General features: G+C 69.7%; 15 protein-coding genes. 4 read left to right on the top strand and 11 right to left on the bottom strand.

The window, feature by feature from the left end; all coding sequences use genetic code 11:
- The first annotated feature begins 120 nt into the window (after positions 1-120).
- The gene (locus tag ACGFY9_RS11070) at positions 121-990 is read left to right on the top strand and encodes a helix-turn-helix transcriptional regulator (protein ID WP_393753429.1); all 870 of its coding nucleotides are present in this window, start codon (positions 121-123) and stop codon (positions 988-990) included.
- A gap of 481 nt (positions 991-1,471) precedes the next feature.
- Positions 1,472-2,707, top strand: coding sequence for an acyl-CoA dehydrogenase family protein (locus ACGFY9_RS11065; RefSeq protein ID WP_393753428.1), 1,236 nt, complete (start codon positions 1,472-1,474; stop codon positions 2,705-2,707).
- 86 nt (positions 2,708-2,793) lie between these two features.
- Here ACGFY9_RS11065 and ACGFY9_RS11060 read toward each other — a convergent pair whose 3' ends face one another.
- Genes ACGFY9_RS11060 through ACGFY9_RS11040 form a run of 5 tightly spaced genes read right to left on the bottom strand, consistent with a single transcriptional unit; the run spans position 2,794 to position 6,415 of the window.
- Complete coding sequence (locus ACGFY9_RS11060) at positions 2,794-3,390, bottom strand: GAF domain-containing protein (protein ID WP_327405936.1); 597 nt, start codon at positions 3,388-3,390, stop codon at positions 2,794-2,796.
- Positions 3,391-3,422: 32 nt separating this feature from the next.
- On the bottom strand, positions 3,423-4,025 hold the full coding sequence (locus ACGFY9_RS11055) for an ATP/GTP-binding protein (protein ID WP_393753427.1): 603 nt from the start codon (positions 4,023-4,025) through the stop codon (positions 3,423-3,425).
- Positions 4,003-4,380 (bottom strand): DUF742 domain-containing protein, encoded by a 378-nt coding sequence (locus tag ACGFY9_RS11050; protein ID WP_366495173.1) that lies wholly within the window; start codon positions 4,378-4,380, stop codon positions 4,003-4,005. Before ACGFY9_RS11050 ends, ACGFY9_RS11055 begins: the two co-directional genes overlap by 23 nt.
- Before the next feature lie 2 nt (positions 4,381-4,382).
- Entirely contained in the window at positions 4,383-4,808 is a 426-nt protein-coding gene (locus tag ACGFY9_RS11045) for a roadblock/LC7 domain-containing protein (protein WP_327407380.1), read from the bottom strand.
- A gap of 50 nt (positions 4,809-4,858) precedes the next feature.
- Positions 4,859-6,415, bottom strand: a complete 1,557-nt coding sequence (locus ACGFY9_RS11040) for a sensor histidine kinase (RefSeq protein ID WP_393753426.1) — start codon at positions 6,413-6,415, stop codon at positions 4,859-4,861.
- A gap of 848 nt (positions 6,416-7,263) precedes the next feature.
- Between ACGFY9_RS11040 and ACGFY9_RS11035 the strand changes: the two genes are divergently transcribed.
- Positions 7,264-9,018 (top strand): hypothetical protein, encoded by a 1,755-nt coding sequence (locus ACGFY9_RS11035; protein WP_393753425.1) that lies wholly within the window; start codon positions 7,264-7,266, stop codon positions 9,016-9,018.
- Between the two features lie 187 nt (positions 9,019-9,205).
- A complete protein-coding gene (locus ACGFY9_RS11030) occupies positions 9,206-10,939 on the top strand; it encodes an LCP family protein (RefSeq protein WP_393753424.1) in 1,734 nt (577 codons plus the stop codon).
- Between the two features lie 6 nt (positions 10,940-10,945).
- Here the strand turns inward: ACGFY9_RS11030 and ACGFY9_RS11025 are convergent, their stop codons facing one another.
- The 6 genes from ACGFY9_RS11025 to ACGFY9_RS11000 are packed head-to-tail and all read right to left on the bottom strand — an operon-like array spanning position 10,946 to position 17,247.
- On the bottom strand, positions 10,946-11,416 hold the full coding sequence (locus tag ACGFY9_RS11025; protein WP_393753423.1) for a DUF5990 family protein: 471 nt from the start codon (positions 11,414-11,416) through the stop codon (positions 10,946-10,948).
- 34 nt (positions 11,417-11,450) lie between these two features.
- Positions 11,451-12,458 (bottom strand): ABC transporter ATP-binding protein, encoded by a 1,008-nt coding sequence (locus ACGFY9_RS11020; protein ID WP_393753422.1) that lies wholly within the window; start codon positions 12,456-12,458, stop codon positions 11,451-11,453.
- Positions 12,455-13,528 carry an ABC transporter ATP-binding protein gene (locus ACGFY9_RS11015; RefSeq protein WP_393753421.1) on the bottom strand — a complete coding sequence of 358 codons (1,074 nt, stop codon included), beginning with the start codon at positions 13,526-13,528 and terminating at the stop codon, positions 12,455-12,457. The genes ACGFY9_RS11020 and ACGFY9_RS11015 overlap by 4 nt, the downstream gene beginning before the upstream one ends.
- Entirely contained in the window at positions 13,521-14,489 is a 969-nt protein-coding gene (locus ACGFY9_RS11010; protein WP_393753420.1) for an ABC transporter permease, read from the bottom strand. The genes ACGFY9_RS11015 and ACGFY9_RS11010 overlap by 8 nt, the downstream gene beginning before the upstream one ends.
- A 5-nt stretch (positions 14,490-14,494) precedes the next feature.
- Positions 14,495-15,523 (bottom strand): ABC transporter permease, encoded by a 1,029-nt coding sequence (locus ACGFY9_RS11005; RefSeq protein ID WP_393753419.1) that lies wholly within the window; start codon positions 15,521-15,523, stop codon positions 14,495-14,497.
- Positions 15,520-17,247, bottom strand: coding sequence for an ABC transporter substrate-binding protein (locus tag ACGFY9_RS11000; RefSeq protein ID WP_393753418.1), 1,728 nt, complete (start codon positions 17,245-17,247; stop codon positions 15,520-15,522). Before ACGFY9_RS11000 ends, ACGFY9_RS11005 begins: the two co-directional genes overlap by 4 nt.
- Positions 17,248-17,302: the final 55 nt, after the last annotated feature.

Below are 17,302 nucleotides of genomic sequence, written 5' to 3'. Positions count from 1 at the left end.
CCTACCGCTGATCGCGTCGCTGATCGCATCGCCAGTGAACCCGCCCCGCCACAGCCCCCGGAAGGACCTCCGCAACCACTGAACGCCAGGTCGTGGCTAAGCCGAGCCGGATGGCGAACGATGAGGACCATGGACCACACGTTCGACCGCTCGTCCCTCGGCGCTTTCCTGCGCACCCGGCGCTCGGCCCTGCAACCCGAGGACGTCGGGCTGCGCCGAGGGCAGCGCCGGCGCGCTCCGGGCCTGCGCCGCGAGGAGGTGGCGGAGCTGTGCACCATGTCCGCCGACTACTTCGCCCGGCTGGAGCGCGGCGACGGGCCGCAGCCCTCGGAGCAGATGCTCGCGGCCATCGCCCGCGGCCTGCGGCTCACCCCGGACGAACGCGATCACCTGTTCCTGCTCGCCGGGTACCGAACCGCCCGCCGTGACACGCGTCTTGAGCACGTGAGCCCTGGCCTGATGCGGGTCATGGACGGCCTGGCCGACACCACCGCGCAGGTCATGGGACCGCTGGGGGAGACGCTGCTGCAGACGCCGTCGGCCGTGGCGCTGCTCGGTGAACAGACCCGGTACACCGGCAACTCCCGTAGCGCGACGTTCCGTTGGTTCACCGATCCGGCCGAGCGCGAGTGCTATGCCCCCGATCAGCACGACGCCAACAGCCGGACCAACGTCGCCCTGCTGCGTGCCGCCGTCACCCGGGACGGGCCCGGCTCGCCCGCGGCGGGCCTGGCGGACGTCCTGCTGCGCGTCAGCGACGAGTTCGCCCGGCTGTGGGAGCGGCACGAGGTGGGCCTGCGCTGGAGCGAGACCAAACGGTTCGTCCATCCTCAGGTCGGCCGGCTGGACCTCTACTGCCAGCTCCTCCTGGAGCCGGACCAGGGCCAGTCGCTGCTCATCTTCACCGCCACCCCCGGTACGGAAAGCCACGAGAAACTCGCCCTCCTCACCGTGCTCGGCACCGACCGGTTCGCCGCCGGCACCGAGTGATCCGGTGCGTCTGAGGGTGTGAGCGGTGGGGCCGGAGCGACGTAAGCGCAGGTTGGTGCGACGGAACCGTCGCCTCCTCCCCGCGGAAGTGGCTGATGTTCGCCTGTTGAACGTAGGTCAGGGAACAGGCCGGGCTCGCTTATCGGTCAGCCGGAACGTGACTGATTGTCGATGTGAGCCGCGCTACGTCCGTCCGGCATGTGCCTGGTGGGCAGGCCTCTGTCCGAATTGGGTGCGACCTGATCGCCCTTGGGCGGTTTCTCTTCGTTACATGACCGGATGAGACCATGTCGTGGCCCATATCGCACAGTTGGGAGTCCCGGCAAGGCGCCGGGTTTCAGTCAACCTCGTGAGGTGATCTTGGCTGAGATGGGTCGACAAGTAGACAATATTTCGGGCAGGCGCCCAAGGGCGACGAACCACTGCCCGACGAACGACCTCCGGATCGAGCCGGACACGGAGGAAGCGTGCAGGAGGGGTTGTGGAACGCTATTTCACCAGCGGGTGGCACGAGGACCTGCGCCAACGCGTGCGCGAGTTCGCCGAACGAGAGGTACGTCCGCGGATAGCGGAGATGGAGAAGTCGCGCACGGTGGCGCGCGAGCTGTCCAGTCTCATCGCCCGGCAGGGCTGGATCGGCGTGACCATTGGGAAAGAGTACGGCGGAATGGGCGCCGGGCACCTGGCCAAGACCATCACCATCGAAGAACTCGCCCGTGTATGCGGTGCTATGGGAGCCATGGTTCAGGCCTCCCAGCTCGGTGTGGCCAAGATCATTCACTTCGGGAACGCGGAGCAGAAGCGGAAGTGGCTGCCGCGCATCGCCGCCGGCGACTGCCTGCCGACCATCGCCGTCACCGAACCGGAGTCGGGCGGCCACGTGCTGGGGATGGGCAGCACCGCCGTCCGGGACGGTGACGACTACATCCTCAACGGCCGCAAGGTCTTCGTCGGCAACAGCCACGTCGGCGACGTGCACGGCGTGGTCGTACGCACCGGCGAGGGCTCGAAGGGACTGTCGGCCTTCCTCGTCGAGTCCGACCGCCCCGGCTTCTCGCTCGGTGAGCAGCAGCCCGCCATGGGTCTGCACGGCTTCAGCTTCGGCGAGATCATCTACGAGAACTGCCGTGTACCGGCGGCCAATCGGCTCGGCACAGAGGGCCAGGGCCTGGCCGTCGCCTACTCCTCAAGCATCCTCTACGGCCGCCCCAACCTCACGGCCGTCTCCCTCGGCATCCACCAGGCCGCCTTCGAGGAGACGACGGCCCTGTGCATCGAGCGCGAGCGCTTCGGGGCACCGCTCGGCGACCTCACCAACATCAAACTCAAGCTGGGCCGGATGAAGTCCCGGCTGATGACGGCCCGGTTGGCCGCCTACCACGCCGTCCACCTCCTCGACCAAGGGCTGTCCTGCGACGCGGAGTTGATGAACGCCAAACTCCTCAACGTCGAGGCGGCCGTCGACTCCGCCCGTGACAGCATGGAGATCCACGCCGCCAGCGGTCTGTTCACCGACCGCCCCGTGGAGCGCTATCTGCGCGACGCCCACCACATCTACGCCCCCGCCGGCACCTCCGACATCCAGCTGCTGAGGCTGGGCGAGGTCGCCCTCGGCACCGCCAAGGGCCAGTGGTCCGAGCGACTGGCCGACCTCGTGCGGACCGTCCAGCCCCCGCGCCGTCTGGGGCAGTTGGAGACGGCCGGGCAGGCGGGCTGAACACCGGGGAGCCACGGACACAGTGTCGTGCCCGCGGCTCCCGTACGTGAACTCTCCTCGCCCCGGCGGCCGCCCTGGCAGCGGGCTCAGATCCCGCCCCGGGTCTCCATCGCGTGGAGCCGGTCGACCAGCTGCTGCGCCAGCGACTTGATCGTCGCCAGGCCCTCGCGCCCCCACGGATGGGTGTCCGTGTCGACCACGCAGATCGTGCCCAGGGCCATGCCCGTCTTCCAGTCGATCAGCGGCGCGCCCATGTACGAGCGGATGCCTATCTCGTCCACGACGCTGTTCCCCGCGAACCGCGGGTAGTCGCAGACGTCCTCCAGGACGAGCGCCTTCTTCCGCACGACCACGTGCGGGCAGTACCCCTGATCACGCGTCATCGTCCGGCCGACCTCGGGCTGCTCCTCCGGCGCCAACTGGACGCCCGGACGGCCACCGGCGTAGAGACCGGCGAAGTACTGGCGGTTCTCGTCGATGAAGTTGACCATCGAGAACGGCGCACCCGTGACCTGCGCCAAGTTGCGGGCGAACTCGTCGAACTCCGCGATCGGCGCGTTCCCGAGGCCGAGTTCGCGCAGCCGCGCCACTCGGGCGGAGGCCTCACGGTCCTCGGGCGTCAGCAGCAGATGGCTGGTCGGGTCGTACGAGTTCTGGGTGGAGTAGGGAACCGGGGCTGACATGCAGGCTCCATTCGGTCGCGTCGAGCGTGGGCTCAGCGCGACGGGTAAAGCTCCGCGGGCGGGGTGCCGGGAGTCGAGGCGAGCAGATGCTGTACGAGTGCGATCAACACGCGGGTACCGGAGTTGCACTGCCGCGCGTCGCACATCACGACGGGTACGTCGGGTTTGAGGTCGAGGGCGGCGCGGATCTCGTCGGACTCGTAGTGGTACGCGCCGTCGAACTCGTTGACGGCCACGATGAAGCCGATGCCACGCCGTTCGAAGAAGTCGACGGCGGCGAAGCAGTGGTCCAGTCTCCGGGTGTCCGCGAGGACCACGGCACCCAGCGCACCGTTCGACAACTCGTCCCACATGAACCAGAACCGCTCCTGTCCGGGCGTACCGAACAGATAGAGGACGTGCTCCTTGTCCAGGGACATCCGGCCGAAGTCCATCGCCACGGTGGTGGTCGACTTGTCCTCGATGCCCACCAGGCTGTCGGTGCGGGCGCTCACGGAGGTCAGCAGTTCCTCGGTGCTCAGCGGCTCGATCTCGCTGACCGCACCGACGAACGTGGTCTTGCCGACCCCGAAGCCCCCGGCGATGAGGATCTTCAGGGCGGTGGGAAAGGGGTCAGAGCCGCTTACGTAGTCCATGCAGCACCGCCTCCAGGAGGTTTCGGTCGGTCGGGGAGGCCGCCTCGACGGCACGCGGCGAGCGCAGGGTGAGCGCCTGATGCGTCACGAGGTCGGAGAGCAGAACTTTGGTGATCACGGCGGGCAGCCGCAGATGCGCGGCCACCTCGGCGACCGAGATGGGCGTACCGCACAAGGTGAGGACCTGGTCGTAGTCGGGCCCCAGATAGCTCTGTGGCCTGGTGCCGGTGGCCATCACCAGGGTGAGCAGGTCGAAGTGCGCCGAGGGACGGGTGCGACCGTTACTGACCGTGTACGGCCGTACTAACCGCCCCGCCTCGTCGTCGAGCCACGACCCGTCCTCCGCGTCCGACATGGTCAGCGCCTCGGATCCATCGACGAGCCGGCCCCCTGCTGTCGGACCGGCGTGGCGAGATAGGGGCGGACGCTCTTGACCAGCATGGCCATCTCGTAGCCGAGGACGGCCGCGTCGGCCTCCCGGTCGGCCAGCACGGCCAGACAGGCACCGGAGCCCGCGGCGCACACGAACAGCAGGGCGCTGTCCAGCTCCACGACCACCTGCCGTACATCGGCGCCCTGCGCGAACTGCGCGCCCGCGCTACGGGCGAGCGAGTGCAGACCGGACGCCAGGGCGGCCAGATGCTCGGCCTCGGCGGCCGTGTCCAGCCCGTCGGCGGCCTTCGCGAGGCCGTCCGTGCTCAGCAGCACTGCGCTGCGGGTATAAGGGACCCTCTGGACGAGTCCCGCCAGGAGCCAGTCGAGGTTCTGCTGGCCGGCGTGCATGTCGCTCACGGTGGCGTTCTTCTCCTTGTTGCGAGTAACGGAGCCTGCGGTCAGCGAGCGCTGTCAGTGGGAGGCTCGTCGGGTTCGTTGTCGGCGAGGCTGACTCCGCGCCGGAACATGGCCATCAGTCCCGGATCGTGCTCGACCTCTTGTTCCTCGGTCTTGCGCGGGGCGGGACCTTCACGCAGTTCGGGTACGAGGTGCTCCTGCGCGTGCCGCTGGGGCAGACGCGGCCGCTCGTCCCGCGACTCCCTGCCGTACGGCACGGACCCGCGCTCGCGCGGCGCCGACGGCTCCACGGTCCTGGGGTGCTGCTGCTGGGGCTGCTGCGGGTGCTGGTGCACGACGGGCATCGGCGCGTTCCCGGAGCGGGCCGGGGGCAGCGGCTGGCGGAACGTGGGCGGCGGGGCGGCGGGCTGGGCCGGGGGCGCCTGCACGGCCTGGTGGTGGGACGGGGCGGCCTGGGCCGGCCGGGACATGTCGGCGATTTCCTGGTATTGCGCCTGGGCGGTCATCTCGCCGGGCTCGTCGCCCATCAGGCCGCGCGGGATGACCAGGATGGCCTGGATGCCGCCGTAGATGTTGCTCTGCAGCCGGACCGCGATGCCGTGCCTGCGGGCCAGTGCGGACACCACGTACAGGCCGATACGGCCGTCCGCGAGGAGCTTGCTGATGTCGATGCGGTCGGGCTCGGCGAGCAGGGTGTTGATGCGGGCCTGCTCCTGCGTGGGCATGCCCAGTCCGCGGTCCTCGACCTCGACGGCGAGACCGGCGGTCACGCGCTGGGCGCGCATCAGCACCTGGGTCTGCGGCTCGGAGAACGTCGTGGCGTTCTCGACGAGCTCGGCCAGCAGGTGGATGACGTCGGCGACGGCGTGGCCGCGCAGGGTGCCCTCGATCGGGGGGACCAGCTTGACCCGGGAGTAGTGCTCGACCTCGGCGATCGAGGAACGCAGCACCTCGGTCAGCGTCACCGGGCGGGTCCACTGCCGGCGGGACACCGAGCCGCCGAGCACGGCGACGTTCTCCGCGTGGCGGCGGATGCGGGTGGCGAGGTGGTCGACGTGGAAGAGGCCCTTGAGCAGCTCCGGGTCCTCGACCTCGTTCTCCAGCTGGTCGAGCATGTTGATCGCGCGGTGCACCAGGGACTGCAGACGCCGGGCGAGGTTGACGAAGACCTCGACGCGCTCCTCGCTGTCCGGCGCGGAGGCCCGGGCGAGCTGCGCGGTCTGCGCGACGACGGTACGGGCCTGCCACAGGCCCACGCCTATCTCGTACGTCAGCCTGCCGAGCGGGTCGGTCCCCGACGGCGGCTGGTGCGTGAACGGCACCTGCTCCACCGGCTCGCCCCGCTCCAGCCGCTGCAGCACGTCCTGCAGATCGGCCTGCCCGGTGGCGACCGTACGGCGCAGCGACGCGTACTGCTGCGAGATCCCCGCGGCCTCGCTGCGCCCGAGCCGCACGCCCGCGAACAGGATTCCGCAACCGAGCGCGGCGGCGACGGCGAGCACCGTCCAGGTCGTCCCGTCGGCGAAGCCGCTCTGCGTGCGCAGCACGATGAGGACGACGGCGGCGGCGAGGACCGCCATCGCGGCGGCGGGCAGCACGGCGAGCCGGACCGTGCGCGACCGAGTGGCCGAATCCGACGGTCCGTCCTGGACGGAGGACCGGGCGTGTCTGTTTCGCGCGGAGCTCGATCCAGTCATTCGATCGGGCTCCGAGGGCACAGCATAGGAGGGGATTTCGGGCATCGGAGTCCTCTCGATCAACCGGGTGGGACACACGGCGCGCAGCGCTCATTAACCGTCAAGTCCGGTAAGGAATGCGACAGTTAACGGTCAGCCACCCTACGCCACCATCCTTAATGCGGTGTAATCACGTCACGTCTGACGCCCAACCTGGCCTGCTGAAACGGTTCTCTGGTGGTTCCTATGAAGAGAACGGGCCCTGGTTACGCGGCATAGGACCTATTTGCCGCATCTCGCAACGCACCGGAAATCCAGAGTTGGCACGACTGTCGTCTTCGGGAGCCGCAAAGTTTGCCCAGCAAGACGGCGTACGGCCAGGGCAGTTGGCGCGTCTCCGCCTCAACCGTGTGAAGAGGTCGGGGAGTTGTGGTGCGCCTGCGGTGGCTGGATTCACGCCCCGGTCCGACCGGCCGATCATGGAGGCGCGCTGCTCGCCGAGGCCGCTGCGCCCGTCCGGTGCGGCGATGCCGACGGCCACCGCATCACCAGCGCGCGAGCAACGAGGACTGCGGGCCCCGGCTCTTGAGGACGCCTTCCACTTCACGGCGGCCGACGCGTCGACCCACCCCGTATGTCAGCGCTTTCTTCCCCAGCTCTTTCCTTCCCCCGGTGAACCTCGTCGGCTCCTTTCACCTCTACGACGTGTAGTGGAGGTTGCCCCGGAGTGAACTGCCGACCGACGGGGACGGAGCGAGGAGAAGGACGCCATGGATGACGGTCCCCGTGCCGGCGGCGGTCTGCGGCTGAGGCGGCGCGACGCGCCCGCCATGGCGGGGCCGCTGCCGACCCGGCCGCTCGCGACCGAGCCCCCGGCGCCACAGCAGCTGCACCGGGGGATGACGCTGATCGCCGCGATCAGCCTGTTCATCGGCACCCGTGACGCCTGGACGAGGGCGATGACGTCCCATCCGCCCGTCGCCGCGATCATCTCCGTCTGCTACGCCGGGATACTCGTCGCGGGCGTCCTCGCCCTCACCACGCGCACCCGGCGCGCCCTGACCCGGGTGGACGCGGGCGTCCTGCTGCTCGCCGTCGTGCTGGTCCTCTGCGGCTACTGGCTCAACCACGCCGGCACCGACGAGGGTGTGCTCACCGCGCAGGCCGCCCACGAGATCCTGCACGGACACCCGATCTACGGACAGCCCTGGCCGTGGCTGTTCGACCGTTCCTCGGTCGGCATCACGAAGACCATGGCGGGCGGCGCCGACTACACCTACGGCTATCCGCCCCTGACCGCGCTGCTCGCCGCCCCCGTCCACGCCGTGGTCCACTCGACGGCCGCGGCGACCCTCGTCACCACCGGCGCGCTGCTCGGCGGAGCCGTCCTCCTGTGGTGGCTGCTCCCGGCGCCCTGGCGGTCCGGCGCCACCGCCGTGTGCCTCGGCTTCGGCTTCCTGCCCGGCTACGCCTACTCCGGCTACCCCGCCGTCCTCGCCCTGGCGCTCCTCGTCCCGGTGGTGGTCCGCTGGCCCGACACCGGAGCGGGCGGCCGGCTCGGACTCCCCGGAGTCGCGCAGGCCCTCTGCCTCGGCGCGGCCTGCGCCACCCAGCAACTCGCCTGGTTCCTCACGCCGTTCCTCCTCATCGGCCTCCACGCCGTCCGCCGCGGCGACCTCGGACCCCGGCTCGCCCTCGGCGTGGTCGCCCGCTACACCGGCACCGCCGCCCTCACCTGGGCCGCGATCAACGCCTACTTCGCCACCCAGGACTTCCCCACCTGGCTGCACGGCCTGCTGCTCCCGCTCACCCAGAAGGCGATCCTGCACGGCCAGGGCCTCATGGGGATCTCGTACTACTTCACCGCGGGCAGCAGGCACCTCGACTACTACTCCTACGGCAGCCTGCTGCTCCTGTTCGGCCTGCTCGCCGCCACGCTGCTCTTCGTACGGCGGCTCGGCCCGGCGATCACCGTGCTGCCCTGGCTGAGCTTCTACCTCGCCACCCGGTCCCAGGACGGCTACTTCCTGATGATGACCCCGCTGTGGCTCGCGGCGGCGGCCACCGTCCCGGCCTCCGCGTTCGCCTCGGCCTGGCGGCCCCGCATCCCGCACATCACCGGCCACCGGGCCAAGGCCGTCCTCGCGGTGGCACTCGTCACGCCCGCCGTGGTGTGCGCGACGGTCGCGGCGGCCAGTGCGCCGCCGCTGCGGATGAACGTCACACCGAGCTTTGCGGAGCGGTCCGGCCACCTGGACATCACCGGCCTCGCGGTCCGGGTCGTCAACATCACCGGCACCCGGCTCACCCCCCACTTCGCCAGCCGCCTCGGACAGGGCGCCTCCGACTGGTGGACCGCCTCCGGCGGCCCCGCGAGCCTCGCCCCGCACGCCTCCGCGACGTACGTCGTGAAGCCGCCCGGCGGTGTGCGGCGGGCGCCGGGCGGGTCGCATCCGCGCTTCTATCTCATCGCCGTGACCGGTACCCCGATGACCATCACCAGCGCACGGATTCCGATCAGTTGACCGAGTTTGACGTAAAAGGATATCCCGTAAATGAGAAAGGCCCTACAGGGTTCTCATCTGAGATTGTTATATTGCGCAACCACGCAAGAGAGAGCGGACCCCCGCCTCGCCCGACCCGACACGGCCGCGCGCCCCTGGCCGCAGCATCGAACGGCCTGAACGGCCCGACCGTACGTGGGAGTGCCAGATGACCGACCTCGGGGACGGCCCCGTGGGACATGCCACGCGCAGCCGCACACGAGGCGTGCCCAGGCCGCGTGCGAGTGAGGCCGACGAACCGCTGCCCACCGGCGGCCGGGCCGCCGCCCGCGCCGCGGCCCGGCAGGCCCCGCGCGGCGGATCCCGCGCACGCGGCCGCGCCGCCTCGCGCCGCCGCGTCAAGCGGAACCCGGGCGGCAGGCGGGTGCTGAAGATCAGCGCGATATCCCTGTCGGTGCTGATCATGGTGACCGCGGGTGCCGGCTGGTGGTTCTACGAGCACCTGAACGGCAACATCAACAGCATCGCGATCGACGACGGCGCGGGCGGCAAGGAGAAGGCCGACGCCTTCGGCCGTACGCCGATCAACCTCCTCGTGATGGGCAGCGACGCCCGGAGCAGTGCGACCGACTGCAAGCTCGGCGGCGGCTGCTCGACCACCGGCGTGCAGACGGGGAACGGCAACGCGGACGTCGAGATGGTGGTGCACATCTCCGCCGACCGCTCGAACGCCACGGTGATGAGCATCCCGCGCGACACCATGACCCAGGTCCCCGCCTGCAAGGACCCGGACAGCAACCAGTCGACGGCCGGCTACTACGGCCAGATCAACAGCGCGCTGCAGTACGGCCAGGAGTGCCAGGTCAAGACCGTGCACCAGCTCACCGGCATCACCATCGACCACTTCGTGCAGATGGACTTCTCCGGCGTGGTGAAGATGTCCGACGCGGTCGGCGGTGTCTCGGTCTGCGTGAATGCCGACGTCTACGACACCTACTCGCACCTGAAGCTCGCCAAGGGCACCCACACCCTCAAGGGCAACGCGGCGCTTGAGTTCGTCCGCTCCCGGCACGGCTTCGGCGACGGCAGCGACCTCGGCCGTACCGTCTCCCAGCACCTGTTCCTGAGCGCGATGATCCGCAAGTTCAAGAGCGCCGGCACGCTCACCGACCCCACGGCGGTCTACAACCTGGCCGACGCCGCCACCAAGGCGCTCACCGTGGACACCGGCCTCGGCACCGTGAAGAAGCTCATCGGGCTCGCCGCGGACCTCGACAAGGTCCCCACGAAGCGCATGACGTTCACCACGATGCAGACCGGCGCCGACCCGAACAACGCCGACCGGGTCGTGCCCGCGACGGCGGCGAAGAGCCTGTTCGCGACCATCGCCAACGACCAGTCCCTGACCACCTCGTCCGGGAAGAAGTCCTCTGCGGCCACCGCGACCGCCACGGCGGTGGCCGTACCCGCCGCGCAGATCGCCGTGACGGTGGAGAACGGCACCAGCATCAGCGGACGCGCCTCCACGGTCGCGACCTCCCTGATAGACGGCGGCTTCAGCTCCGACACCACCACGGGCAACGCCTCCGTCAGCGCGACCACGACCACGCTCACCTACGGCACCGGTCAGAAGGCCGAGGCGCAGACGGTGGCGAAGGCGATCGGCCTCGCCTCCTCGCACCTCAAGCAGGGCACCGGCACCGGCCTGACCCTGGTGATCGGCACGGACTGGCCGAGCGGCACGACGTACCCCGGTGGCGGCTCGTCCCCGGCCCCCGCCGACACCAAGGCGGCCACCTCCAACGCCCAGGCATCGACCGCCGACCAGTCGAAGTCCTGCGCCAAGGTCAGCACGTACAAGACGGTCAGCCTGAACGGCGTCGCGATGACCCCGACCCAGGCGTACCGGCTGGCGACGAACAAGAAGGACTCGGCGTCCTGACGGGCGCTATACGACGACGCTCTCGGCGGTCCAGGTGATGTGCGGGGGATCCACCCGCGCACACAGCGGGCCGCCGTTCGCGTCGGTCAGACCGAGCCGGCCGACCAGCAGACCGTCGGGCGCGGCGGCGGCCAGGACGTCGTCCGGCACCGAGTCGAGCATGAGCTTGGCGCGCCGGAACATCGTGAAGACACCGGCCGCGTCGACCGTCCCCCACGACAGATAGACGAACCGCAGACCCATCCGGTGCTGCACATAGGGGCCCGTGACCACGATGCCGTCCGGCGTCACCTCCGCCGCGCACTCCAGCGTCCAGCTCGCGGACGCGGCGTCCCCCGGCTGCGGGTCGAGGAGTTCAGCCGGCCGGTCCCGGCGCTGCACGGCGACATGGACGTCGTCATACGTCGGGACGGGCTTGTCGGCGGGGGCGGGGAAGGTACGGCCGGGCAGGTCGACGGCGTCGATGCGGAGGTGCATACGGGCCATCATGCAGGGTCCGCCCGCCGTACCCTCAGTCGATCAAGGGGAAGTGGCAGGCGGTGTGACGACCGGAGGCCGTCATCGTCAGCCGAGGCCGCTCCACGGCACAGCGCTCACGCGCGTACGGGCACCGAGTCCGGAACGGACACCCCGACGGCTTGTCCACCGGGTTGGGCACCTCGCCGGTGAGCACGATCCGCTCCCGGGGAACCTCATCGGTGAACGTGCCGTCGTCGATGTCCGGTACGGCCGACAACAACGCCTGTGTGTACGGATGCGCGGGCTCCTTGTACAGGGCCTCGGTCCCGGCGAGTTCGACGATCTCCCCGAGATACATGACCGCGATCCGGTCCGACACATGCCGGACCACACCCAGGTCGTGCGCGATGAACACGTAGGTGAGCGCGAACTCCTCCTGCAGATCGGCGAACAGGTTCAACACCTGCGCCTGGATGGACACATCGAGCGCGGACACCGGTTCATCGGCGACGATCAGCTTCGGATTCGTCGCCAACGCCCGCGCGATCCCGATGCGTTGCCGCTGCCCGCCCGAGAACTCGTGCGGATACCGGTCCAGATGAGCCGCCGCCAGCCCTACGACGTCGAAGAGCTCGGCGACCCGACGACGCACGGCGGCCCCGTCGCCGTACCGGTGCACGAGCAGCGGCTCCGCCACGATGTCCCCGGCACGGCGGCGCGGGTTGAGTGAGGCCTGCGGGTCCTGGAACACGAGTTGCATGCCCGGACGGACGGGACGCAGCCGCCGCGTGGACAGGGTGCTGATGTCCTGGCCGTCGAACTCGACCCGGCCGCCGGTGAGTTCGGTGAGCCGGACCAGGCAGCGGCCGAGTGTGGACTTGCCGCAGCCGGACTCGCCGACGATGCCGAGCGTCTCACCGGCGCGCACCTCCAACGACACACCGTCAACGGCCCGCAGCACCTTGCGGCGCGGGGAGAGCCCGTCCGCGCGCAGGGGGTAGTGCTTGGTGACGTCCGTGGCGCGCAGCAGCACGTCGGTCGATGTCGTCAGCGCGCTCATGGTGTCGCCTCTCGTTCCAGGTCCGGTACGTCCGTCGCCGCCGCGCGCGAGGTCAGGCGCAGGGAGGCGCGGTCGTCGTCGGGCAGCCAGCAGGCGTCGCGGTGCGCGCTGTCACCGAGGTCGGCGCCGGACTCGAAGACCGATCCCGTTCTCAACTCCGGCCGCTCCTCGCATCGTTCGTGCCGCAACCGGCACCTGGGCGCGAACGCACACCCCTCCGGCAGACTCCCGGGCGCGACCGGCATCCCCGCGATGGTGGGCAGCCGCCGCAGCCGGGGCCCGCCCACCCGGGGCACCGAGTCCAGCAGCCCCCACGTGTACGGGTGCCGCGGTCCGTGGAACACAGCCCGGCGCGGACCCTCCTCGGCCGCCCGGCCGCCGTACATGACGAGGACCCGGTCGGCGATCTGTGAGATGACGCCCATGTCGTGCGTGATCAGGACGACCGCCGAGCCCTGGGTGTTCAACTCCCGCATCAGGTCCAGGATTTGGGCCTGGACGGTGACGTCCAGCGCCGTGGTCGGCTCGTCGGCGATCAGCAGTGCGGGGCCGCAGGAGAGGGCCATCGCGATGACCGCGCGCTGGCGCATGCCGCCGGAGAACTCGTGCGGGTAGGCGTTCGCGCGGGAGGCCGCGTCCGGGATGCCGACGTCCGAGAGGAGGCTGACGGCACGCGTGTGGGCCTCCTTGCGGGACACCTTCTCGTGCGCCCGGATCTGCTCGGCGATCTGCCAGCCCACGGTGTACACGGGGGTCAGCGCGGTCATCGGGTCCTGGAAGACCATCGCGATCTCCCGGCCCCGTACCGCCCGCATCTCCTTGTCGGGGAGAGTGAGCAAGTCCCGGCCACGGAACAGGACTTCGCCCTCGACGGTCACGTTCGGACTGGTCAGCAGGCGCAGTACGGCGAGCATCGAGACGCTCTTGCCGGAGCCCGACTCGCCGACCACGCCCAGGATCTCGCCGGGCGACACCGAGAAGGACAGACCGTCGACGACGGTGACGGAGCCTCGGCGGGTGCGGAAGGACACCCTCAAGTCGCGTACGTCCAGCAGGGGTTGGTCAGGCATGGCGGGCCCTCGGGTCGAGTCGGGCGTACAGGATGTCCACCAGCGCGTTGGCGAGGACCACGAAGAACGCCGCGTACAGGACGGTCCCCATGATCACGGGCAGGTCCAGGTTCTGCAGGGCGTCGAAGGTCAGCTTGCCGATGCCGGGGAGGCCGAAGACCACCTCGGTGAGCAGCGCGGCGCCGCCCACCAACGCGCCGAAGTCCAGGCCGAACAGCGACACGATCGGGATGAGGGAACAGCGCAGGGCGTGGCGGATCAGGATGCGCCGCTCGGAGAGGCCCTTGGCGCGCGCGGTGCGGACGTAGTCCTCGTTCAGGGCGCTGACGACCTCGCCGCGCAGCAGCCGGGCGTAGATGCCGGCGTACAGCAGCGCGAGGGTCAGCCAGGGGAAGAGCAGGTGCAGGGCCCACTGGCCGGGGGAGTGGCTCAGGTCCACGTATCCCGGTGGAGGCACCCAGGAGAACACCGAACTGTGCAGCTGCTTCTGGGTGATGAGGTTGACGACCTCGCCGAGCCAGTAGGCCGGCAGGGAAACTCCGACCACGCCGACGAGCATGATCAGCGGGTCCGCCGCCTTGCCGCGCAGGGCTGCCGCTGCCGTGCCCATGACGATGCCCGCCGTCATCCAGATCAGCGCGGCACCGATGACGAGCGACAGGGTCACCGGGGTGGCCTGCACGATCTGCGGCATGACGCGGGAGCCGCGGTTGACGAACGACTCCAGGTCGCGGTCGATCAGCAGGTGACGCATCATCAGCAAGTAGCGGACGGGCATGGGGCGGTCGAGGCCGAAGGAGTGCCGGACCTGGGCGAGCGTGGCCGGGTCGGCGTTGCGGCCCGCGATACGGGCGGCGGGGTCGACTCCCGGTGTGGCGAAGAAGATCAGGAAGACCAGCACACTGATCGCGAACATCACCAGCAGGGCGGACGCGAAGCGCTTCACGATGAACCGGAGCATCGGAGTCACACCCCTCCGCGCAGCCGGGCGCCCGGGTCGAGCGCGTCGCGCACGCCGTCGCCGAGGACGTTGAGGGCCGCCGTGGTCAGCGCGATCAGCAGGCCGGGGGCGATCGTCACGGCGGGCCGGGTGTAGAGCAGCCCGAGGCCGTCCTCGATGATCGTGCCCCAACTGGCGTCCGGTGGCTGGACCCCGACGGACAGGAAGGACAGCGCCGACTCGGTGAGCATGGCCAGGGCGGTCATCAGCGGCACGAACACGATCGCCGTGGGCAGCACGTTCGGCAGCACCTCGCGCCGCAGGATGCGCACGGTCGGTGCCCCGGAGCCGATGGCCGCCTGGATGTACTCCTTGTTGCGCAGCACCAGCACCTGTCCGCGCAACGGCCTCGCGATGTACGGCACATAGATCGCCGCGATGATCGCGACGGGCAGCCAGAGACTCCCGGCCTCGACGGTGAGCGGGCCGAGGTGCAGCCCGTCGGTGAGCAGGACGACCGAGAGGCAGATCGCGAGCAGGTACACCGGGAACGCCCAAATGACGTCCAGGACACGGGAGATGACCGCGTCCACCACACCGCCCGCGTACCCGGCGACGACTCCGACGACCGTACCCAGGGCGCAGGTCAGCAAGGCGGCGGTGAACCCGATGAACAGGCTCGTCCGGCCGCCGTAGAGCAGCCGGGCCATGACGTCGCGGCCCTGGTTGTCGGCGCCGAGGAAGTAGTGGGCGGGGTCCCAGGTCGGGCCGATCGGGGTGACGCCGAGGCCGAGGCCGGTGCTGCTAGGGGTGAGCACCGGCACGGTCTTCCCGTCGACGACCGTGGTGCCGGAGACATGGGACTGGAAAGGGTCGGTGTGGGCGATGTGGTGCGCGTACAGCGGGGCGCACAAGGTCGCCAGCACGACGAGGAAGAGGACGACGGCCGCGGCCAGCGCCGACCTGTTGTGCAGCAGGTCGGCGCCGGCCGTCCGCCAGGGGCCCGGCGAGCGCCGGGCCTCCGGGACGGCCAACTGGGGTGCGGCGGTGCTCACTTGACCCACGTCTGGCCGACGAGCATGTAGAACTGCTTGCTGAAGCTGTAGTTGCCCAGGCGCTTCGACGTGAAGTCGATGATCTTCGGGTTGATCAGCGGGACGACCGGCGACTGCTGCATGATCGACTGATCGATGGCGCCCCACTGCTTGTTGGCCGTCGTCGGGTCGGTCTGCGCGGTCTTCAGCGCGGTCTGCATCTTCGCGTCGATGCCCTTGTCGCAGAAGCCCGAGATGTTGATGCTGGAGTCGCTGCCGGGGTGGAACGCGGCGCAGGACAGCAGCACGTTGAGGAAGTCCGAGGCCGCCGGATAGTCCTGGTACCAGGACGTCAGGGCCAACTGCACCTTGTTCTTGGTGTTCTGGATGTACGTGAACTGGATGTTCGCCGACAGCGGCTTGAGCGTGGCCTTGTAGCCGAGCTGGGTGAGCAGGCTCTGCAGGTACTGCCCGATCGACTTGTTGACGTCGTCGTCCTGCACGACGATGCCGACCGCCTGCCCCGCCGTACCGGACTGCTTCACCAGCGCCCTGGCCTTGGCCAGGTCGGCGGCCGTCCAGGTCGTGCCGCCGCCCTTGGTGTAGTCGCACGAGTCGACGTGCCCGGGGAAGCCCGGCGGGAGGATCGTGCACGCGGGGGAGGCGAGGTTCGTGCCGCCGTACAACCGCACCACGGCGGAGCGGTCGACCGCGTAGTTGATGGCCTGCCGCGCCAACTTGTTGTTGAACGGGGCCATGTTGACGTTCAGCGTCGCGTACCAGAACGCGGTCAGCGGGTTCACATGGGCCTGGGAGGTGTACTTGGTGCCGATCTCGTTGAGCCGGTCGGCGGGCGGCGGGTCGAACATCCAGTCCGCCTGGCCGTTCTCGACGGCGGTGACCTCGGACTCGACCGTCTGCCCGAAGGCGTAGTCGATATGGTCCGGATAGCCCTGCGGCTCGGCCTCCCGCGACCACTCCTTGAAGTGCGGGTTGCGCACCAGCTTCAGCGCGCGGTTCGGGTCGTAGGAGGCCGCCATGTACGGGCCGGTCGTCGGCAGCGGCTTTGTGCCCGCGTCCTTCGCCGACGAGTCCTTCGGCAGGATGCTGGCGTGCGGGACGGCGAGCTTGTACGGGAACTCCGAGTCCGGCGCCGTCAGGTTGATGGTGACCGTGTTCGCCTTCGCGTCGCCGGTCACACCGCCCTTGAGGGTGCAGGACGCGGGCGTCTTGAGGCATGCGGTGGCGCCGACGATGCCGTTGTAGAAGGTGCCGGCGGTGGGGCTGGAGACCTTGAAGATGCGCTGGAAGGACGCCACCACGTCGTCGGTGGTCAGCGCCTTGCCGTTGGAGAAGCTGATGCCCTTGCGGAGCGTGAAGGTGTACGTCTTCCCGCCGTTGGTGACCTTCGGCATCGCCGCGGCCAGGTCCGGGACGACCGTGAACGACTCCTGACCGCCGACTTTCTTGAACGACAGCAGCCCGTCGTACATCGACTGGTACAACTGCCAGTACTGGAGCGTGTAGTTGACCTGCGGATCGAGACTCCCGGCGGCCGCGTGGGCGACCAGCTTCAACGTCCCGCCCTTGTGCTGCGGCAGGAACGCGGAGGAGCCGGACGCCGACGAGGACGTGGACGTGGTCGGATCTGAGGAGCCGCTGTCGGAGGACGAACAGGCGGCGGTGGTCAGGGCGAGGGCGACGGTGGCGGCGGCGAACGCGCCTCGTCTCGTGCTGCGGGACATCCAGGGAACTCCCGTCGGAGGAACGGCTGTTGGGTCGGCCGGGGGGTGAAGAGGC

The sequence above is a fragment of the Streptomyces sp. NPDC048504 genome (assembly GCF_043200035.1).
In the GTDB taxonomy this organism is placed as follows: Bacteria; Actinomycetota; Actinomycetes; order Streptomycetales; family Streptomycetaceae; genus Streptomyces.
Note: the sequence above shows the minus strand (reverse complement) of the source record. Positions and strands in the feature narration are given on the sequence as shown.